6 protein-coding genes are annotated in these 7329 nt (G+C 40.5%); 1 reads left to right on the plus strand and 5 read right to left on the minus strand.

The window, feature by feature from the left end:
- Positions 1–45 precede the first annotated feature (45 nt).
- Complete coding sequence (locus ACTNES_RS08070; protein ID WP_216459036.1) at positions 46–681, minus strand: sugar O-acetyltransferase; 636 nt, start codon at positions 679–681, stop codon at positions 46–48.
- 157 nt (positions 682–838) lie between these two features.
- Positions 839–2227, minus strand: a complete 1389-nt coding sequence (locus ACTNES_RS08075; protein ID WP_441039083.1) for an MATE family efflux transporter — start codon at positions 2225–2227, stop codon at positions 839–841.
- 117 nt (positions 2228–2344) lie between these two features.
- On the opposite strand from ACTNES_RS08075, the gene ACTNES_RS08080 reads away from it, so the two are divergent.
- Positions 2345–3253, plus strand: a complete 909-nt coding sequence (locus tag ACTNES_RS08080) for an AraC family transcriptional regulator (protein ID WP_441039084.1) — start codon at positions 2345–2347, stop codon at positions 3251–3253.
- Between the two features lie 146 nt (positions 3254–3399).
- Here the strand turns inward: ACTNES_RS08080 and ACTNES_RS08085 are convergent, their stop codons facing one another.
- The 3 genes from ACTNES_RS08085 to ACTNES_RS08095 all read right to left on the minus strand — a co-directional run.
- Positions 3400–3822, minus strand: coding sequence for a flavodoxin (locus tag ACTNES_RS08085; RefSeq protein WP_216459038.1), 423 nt, complete (start codon positions 3820–3822; stop codon positions 3400–3402).
- 148 nt (positions 3823–3970) lie between these two features.
- Positions 3971–4522, minus strand: coding sequence for a DUF3793 family protein (locus tag ACTNES_RS08090; RefSeq protein ID WP_291804925.1), 552 nt, complete (start codon positions 4520–4522; stop codon positions 3971–3973).
- A 408-nt stretch (positions 4523–4930) separates the two neighbouring features.
- Positions 4931–7329 (minus strand): SbcC/MukB-like Walker B domain-containing protein (locus ACTNES_RS08095; protein WP_441039085.1); only part of this gene is annotated, 2399 nt, incomplete at its 5' end.

Genomic DNA, 7329 nt, shown 5'->3' on the forward strand with positions numbered 1-7329 from the left:
TTGCTGCATAAGTTTTTTCTTATACAGCAACCCTGACAAAGTCTTTTATTTATTTTTATTCTTTACTTCTTCCCATGCTTCTTCATCAAATTTCTGTTTTTTGAAATAATAGATCCTGTCTTCATCTGTGATCTCACGGATTACTCTGCATGGATTTCCAACTGCGATCATATTGTCCGGAATGTCTTTGGAGACCACACTTCCGGCACCAATTACTACATTATTACCAATGGTAACTCCCGGAAGGATTACTGTGTTTCCACCGATCCATACATTATCGCCTATTGTTACAGGAATTCCATACTCATATCCTGAATTACGGCTGTCCGGATGAACCGGATGGCCTGCTGTATAGATAGACACGTTTGGCGCGATCTGAACATTTTTTCCAAGTGTTACCTTACCTACATCAAGGATTGTCAGATTATAATTTGAGTAAAAATTTTCGCCAACTTCAATATTCCATCCATAATCACAGTGGAACGGAGCTTCTACCCAGACATTCTCGCCTGTTTTTCCAAAAATATTCTTGATCATCTGCGGAGCTTCCTTGCTCTGTCTGGATGGCGGCAGCTGATTAAAATCATAAATTTTCTGCTTGCATGCCTGTCTGTCCTCTTCCAGACCATCTAACCATGCCTTATATGGAAGTCCGCTTAACATTCTTTCTCTCTGATTCATTGTCGTATCTCCTTTATTTTATAATTTTTATGTTACTCAAGCAGATAAAATCATCTGTTTCGTTGCCTGTTCATAACTGAATAATTATTCTCTGTTTAAAATTCATTTTATACTGTGTATAGAAAGGGCTCTTTGACTTGTAATGCAACGCTTTTAATTATACTATTTCAGCTCCACGCTCAGAATTATAAGAAGCAGTATTCTCCGTCAGATTTCTGACCCATCTGTATTTTTTATAATGAGCATATACAGCCGGAAGCTTAATTACTTCATCCATACTAATGATAAAATAAACAACCATAACCGGAAGTTTCAGTACAAATGCTGCGATCATACCTATCGGTATCAACACTACCCACATCGTCACGGCATCACATTTCAATCCAAATGTTGTATCTCCACCTGCACAGAATACACCAGCGATCACTGTAGCATTTACAGATTTTCCTACCATATAATAAGTACAGATATACATCATATTTTCCAGATAGGAATGTGCCCGTGCACTGAGACCGCCAGTAAATATTCCAAGAAACGGGGGCACTGCCAAAATTATAATCCCGGAAACTGCTCCTGTAAATACTGCAAGTTTAAAAAGCCTGTCACCATACTCTCTGGCCTGTTCCAGCTTTCCCTTCCCCAGTTCATTCCCGACTATGATCCCGGCTCCGGTTCCAATTCCGTTACATACACATGCAATAATATTCTTCAGAATATTCGCTACCGAATTGGCAGCTACCGCATCAGTCCCCAGATGTCCCATGATAACGGAGAACATGGTAAATCCACATCCCCATACCAGTTCATTTCCCAGAATAGGTGATGTATAATGCCAGAAATCCTTTCTCAGTTTTGCTGAACTGTGGCGGATATATTTTACCCGTATACAAACCAGAGAACGTTTGGTATTCTCATAAAACGTCAGCAAAAATTCGATTGCTCTCGAAACAGTTGTAGCCAATGCTGATCCTGCAATTCCCATATCCGGAATTCCCGCCAGTCCAAAGATAAAGACCGCATTGAATACAATATTGATCACTACTGCTACTGAGCCATATACAGTGCTTCTTGCAGTTCTTCCGCTGTTTTTCATAATGCAGAGATAAATCTGCGAAAATCCAAGAAACAAATAGGATGCACTTACAATCCGAAGATAAGGAATCCCTGCCCGGATCAGTTCCTGATCATCTGTAAAGATCCTCATAAGACTTCTGGGGAAAAACAGTGCAGCTGCAAAAAATACAAACGAAACTGCCATGGAAATCTTAAGAACAATCGCCAGGATCTCCTCAACTGAATCCGTATCGCCTTTGCCCCAGTACTGCGCCGCCAGAGTCGTTGCCCCTATGGTGAGTGCCAGCATAAACAGATTATGTACGAACTGAACCTGCGTTGCAAGTGAAACCGCAGACAAAGATGTCTGATTGACAAATCCAAGCATAAAAGCATCGGATGCGCTTACCAGTGCTGTCATCAGATTCTGGATCGTGATCGGAAGTATCAGTCCCCATAACTTTCTGTAAAATATTCTTTTTTCTGATTTCATATGTCCCTCTGATTAATTTTTTACTTCTGCAGATGCTATAATTATAGTATTCACAGATACAGAAATCTATCAGAATAGTCTTTGATTTTTATAAAAATCGTACACGAGGTGAGTTTTTTGAGTTTGATTAAAACAGAACTTATGCCGGATTCCTCCGAAGTGATTCCTTATGATCGAGCCGGAATTCCTTTGTATATCAGAGCTGCACATCTTTCTTCTTATTATGATATGTGTGCTCCCTGTCACTGGCATGATGACATCGAATGGATCTATGTTATCAATGGAAAAATGAGATATTATGTGAATGGAAAGAGACTTGTTTTAAATGAAGGTGACTCTCTGATGGTCAATGCGAGACAGATGCATTATGGATATGCCTATGAACAGCAGGACTTCTATTTTGTCTGCATTTTATTTCATCCTTCTTTATTTGGAAATAATCAGCTCCTTTATGAGCAGTATTTTGCACCATTTCTCGAGAACAGTGCTCTGGAATATCTGCATTTTTGCGCAAAAGATACAAGTGGCAGAAAAGCCGCAGAAAAATTACAACGGATTGTTGAATTGAAAAAACAGGATTCTCCTGCCTATGAGCTGCAGGTAACCGGTATTATGTTACAGCTGTGGGGATATCTGATCCAAAACGGATTGTTGGCAGTTTCTGAACATGCTGAAGAAATTAATCAGGATCTGACTCTTCAGAAAGATATGGTGTCTTTTATTTATCAGCATTATCCTGAAAAAATATCACTCAATGGTATTGCTGCTGCCGGACATGTCGGACGCAGTAAATGTTGCCAGATCTTTAAACATTATATGCAGCAGTCGCCCGTTGACTTTCTGAACGCATATAGGTTAAAGATCAGCTGTCAGCTTCTGTGCACTACCCAGAAAAGTATTACGGAAATTGCTATGCTGTGCGGATTTAATCATCTGAGTTATTTTTCCAAATATTTTGCGGAATGTTATGGGTGTATACCAAGAGAATATCGAATCCTTCATAAACATGAAACCTTACTAACTTGAATTAACTGCCATTACCATTTTTACACAATCCACACTGTTTACTTTCTTGCATTGAAGCAGGGTGTTTACCTGATTTTGACAAATCACAAAAAAGAGACTGCCACACTTTCATGCAGGCAGTCTCCCAATATTTCTTACTTATTCTATTATACTAATGCAGCACCTAAAGCTTTGCATGCATCTGTTGCTTCATCATCTGGCTCTTCCTGGCAGATTACGCTGTCGCATACAAGATTTGCGCCTGCTTCTTTACAGGACTCTTCCCAGTTGCGCATCCATTCGCCGTCTCCCCATCCATAGGAACCAAACAGAGCGATATTTTTGCCTTTCAGGGCATCTTTACATCCGTCGAACATTGGCTCAAATTCTGTATCTTCGAGAACTTCATCTCCCATTGCAGGGCATCCGAAAGCGATTGCATCATATTCAGCTACTTTAGATCCGTCAAAATCCTCGCAGGTATGAAGAACAGCTTCTCCGCCTTTTTCTTTGATTCCGTCTACAACTGCGTTTGCCATTGCCTCTGTGTTTCCTGTGCTGCTCCAATATACAACTGCTACTTTACTCATGATTAAAATCCTCCTTAAAATTCGCTCTGCTTCCTCTTTGCCGCAAAGCCATAATTTATTATAATAAAAAGTCGTACGGCTTTTCTATTATACTGATTCTTAAATGGACTCTCTGTCCCGGGTATATTGCTGTTATACAGCTTCTTTCTTATGCTGCCACTGTCAGCTGGCGTACACTTCTGCCCTGATTCCAGAGACGTACATATACACTGGTGCATTTCTTAAATCTTGCAAAAGCTTTTACTGCCTCACATTCATTGCAGTAAACCTTCCAGCATCCTACGCATTTACAATTCTGCCCTGCATTCTTGATAAACCCGATCACATCCCCTAGTGGATATCCCAGAAACAGCCCAACCTCATGAGGAAAATCTTCCCGCTGTGCCAGACGGCTTCTCAGTCTCTCCAGCGCGTATGCCGGGTCTGTACTCTCATATCCATATTTCTTCATGAAATTCGCTACACCAGGTTTCTTCAGATCTCTCTCCAGACTGGAAAAACGGCAGACATAGATTAATGCCTTGCTCTCGCTTTTGCGAAGTACTGTGAGGGAAACACCTTTTTCTCTTACACATTCATTAAAGCCTTCCACGCTTTTCCATAATTCTTCCTCAGATTCATATTTATATGTAAAAAGATTTCCGGTTTTAATAGATGCTAATGTAGGTGAGCAATGTTCGATCACAGATTTCTCCAGCATGTCAGGTTTCCTTTCTCAATGGCAGAATATAAGTTAGTATATGCTAACTAAGTGTCAAAAAATAAAGCTTTACGAAACATTCTATTGCTTCTTGTGTACCGTAAGGCTTGAATTTGCGGCTGCAGGAAGACCTGCAGCGGAGCAAGTTATTCATATCTAACTTCATATCTTAATATATACTATTTGAGATATTCTGTCAAGTTAATTTTGTATAACTTTTTTATTTTGTAATTTTTGAAAAACAGAGGAATGCGTAAAAAACTTACACCCTCTGTTTTCAATCATTTTTCCTCTTGCTATTTTTTCCCAACTGCCAGATACTGTTTGCTCATAACCGAATAATTACTTCTTGAATCCAGCGAATATTTAAAACCGAAACAACAAAATTTACTCAATCTGGTTAGAAACTCAACTTTCTATGCAAATCACACTTCCGACTCCATCCTCTGTTCGTTTCTTAGTTACTATGATTTTTTTGTCTATACGTTCTTTAAGCTCGGCTACATGGGAAACGATTCCCACCAGTCTGCTTCCCTGACTGAGATCTTTTAAGGCACGGATTGCCTGATCAAGTGCATCTTCATCCAGAGAGCCGAAGCCTTCATCTACAAACATGGTATCAAGCTGGATTCCGCCAGAGCTTGACTGAATTTCATCGGAAAGTCCCAGTGCCAGAGATAAGGATGCCTGGAATGTTTCTCCTCCTGATAAGGTCTTGACACTTCGGACGGTTCCATTGTAATGATCTACTACATCCAGTTCCAATCCGGTTTTGCCCACTCTGCTCTTATTCTCTTTTCGACGGACTAATTCGTACTGACCGCTACTCATGGTCATCAGGCGGATATTGGCACGTGCAAGAATGCGGTCGAAATATTGCATCTGGATATACGTTTCCAGCATGATCCTTGCTTTGCCTGTGATCGTTCCATTCGCAGTGTCTGAGAGAGATTTCATCCATTTCCAGCGGGTTTCTGTTTTCAGAAGTTCCGTCTGCTGTCTGCGGATTTTTTCATACATGTCACCATTGATCTCCAGGCGGGCATGGATTTCATCACGGTCTGATAAAAGTGCTTTCTTTTGCTGTGCAAAACTTTCTTTCTGAACATTTAGTTCTTCAGCTGAAATATCTACGGACTCCTTTAACTGCTCTGTCAGAGATGTAATAACAGAATTCAATTCTGTCATTCGCTTCTCCAATGCTTCTTTCGTCTCTGTTACAATTTTATAATGTGCTTCAAGTGTCTGGCACTCCTGAGTCTGAAGCTGGATCTGAGACAGGATTTCCTCTTTCGCTCTCTCACCCAGTTCTTTTTTCATGCTCTCTTTTTGTTTCTTCATCTGTTCAGATCTGGACTTCTCTGCCGCTGTCTGCTGCTGATTTTGATTAATCTGGTCTGTAAGTGTTGTGAGTTCTGTCTGCAACTTACTGATCTGTGTCTCCAGTAGTTTTCTCTGCTCCAGAAGCGCTGTCAGTTCTTTTTGTTTCTGTTCCAGAATATCCTGCTGCTGTTTCAGCCATTCTGCTGCTTTCTTTCCCTGCAGCAGAAGCAGTGATACTTTTAGTCCTTCCTGCTGATACAATGCTTTACTATTCTGATCTTGCTGCAATTCTGAATCTGATTTCAGTTTCTGCTGTGTATCTTCACGCAGCCATGCGAATATTGGCTCCTCTAGTTGATTCTGTAACTGTTCCAGAATGCTCTCCTGCTGACTCTTCCTTTTTTCGAGACTGATCTGCAGCTTCTGAAATTCTTTTGCATGCTGTTCCAGTTTTCTGGTGAATTCTTCCTTTTTCTTCAGCAAATCCTGCTGAATTTTCTTCTGTTTCTGAATTTTTTCTAACTCTGTTTGTACCTGACTTTCCTGATCATTTACAAATAATCGTAATCCAGGATCATCAACTTCATTTCGAAGTATCTCCTCTGTCTTTTCCTCTGATAGAAATTGTACTGCATAGCTTTTAAGCCCTTCTGTCAGTTCTTCTTTTGAACGTTGTGCCAGCCCTGCAGCTTCTCCTGCCTGCACGCTTGCATCAGATGCCGCTTTTTCAGCAGTTTCTGCTGACATTTTCTGCTTTTTCAACTGTTCTTGTGAGGGAACTTCCTCTGGAATCTGCGTGAGCTTTGGATGATGAACTGAACCACATACCGGACACGGCATTCCATCCTGAAGATCAGCTGCCAGTACACCTGCCTGCGCATCCAGATAAGCCTGCTCCATTTTGTTCAGAACTTCTTTTATTTCCGCCCGTTTTTGAGAAGCTGCCAGATAAACCTTCTTCTTGCTCTCTGCTTCTTTTTCCAAATCCAGGCATCGTTTCTGCTGATCTTTCATTTTCTGTATCTGCTGTAAACGCATGATCAGACTATTCTCTTTTGTTTCCAGATTAGCACTGGAAGTAAGCTGTTCTTCCAGGTCATTCAGAGCCATTGTCATCTGTTCAGACTGCTTTTCCATTTCCTCGGACTGTGTTCCCAGATCTTTAATCTTTTTCAAAAGAAACTCCAGATTACCGCAATTCTTATAAACTCCCGCATAAAGATTATCTATCTTCTCTTTCTGAAAGTCTGTTTCTGCTTTTTCTTTTTCCGCACGGTCTGTTGCCTGATATTCTTTCTGCTTCTCTTCCAGTATTGCTTTTGTTTCTTTCTGATGATTTTGCAGTGCTGTACTGTCTGTTTTGAATTTCTCTATTAATGCAGAAGTATCCGCTATTTCACTGATTAACTTTTCCAGGTTCGTATAACGGTTCAGATTCTCCTTTTCTTTCTGTATAGAAAATATCCTGTCTCTTATACACATCT

Origin of the sequence: Blautia sp. HCP3S3_D9 (genome assembly GCF_052063845.1) — a bacterium.
Taxonomy (GTDB): domain Bacteria; phylum Bacillota; class Clostridia; order Lachnospirales; family Lachnospiraceae; genus Blautia_A.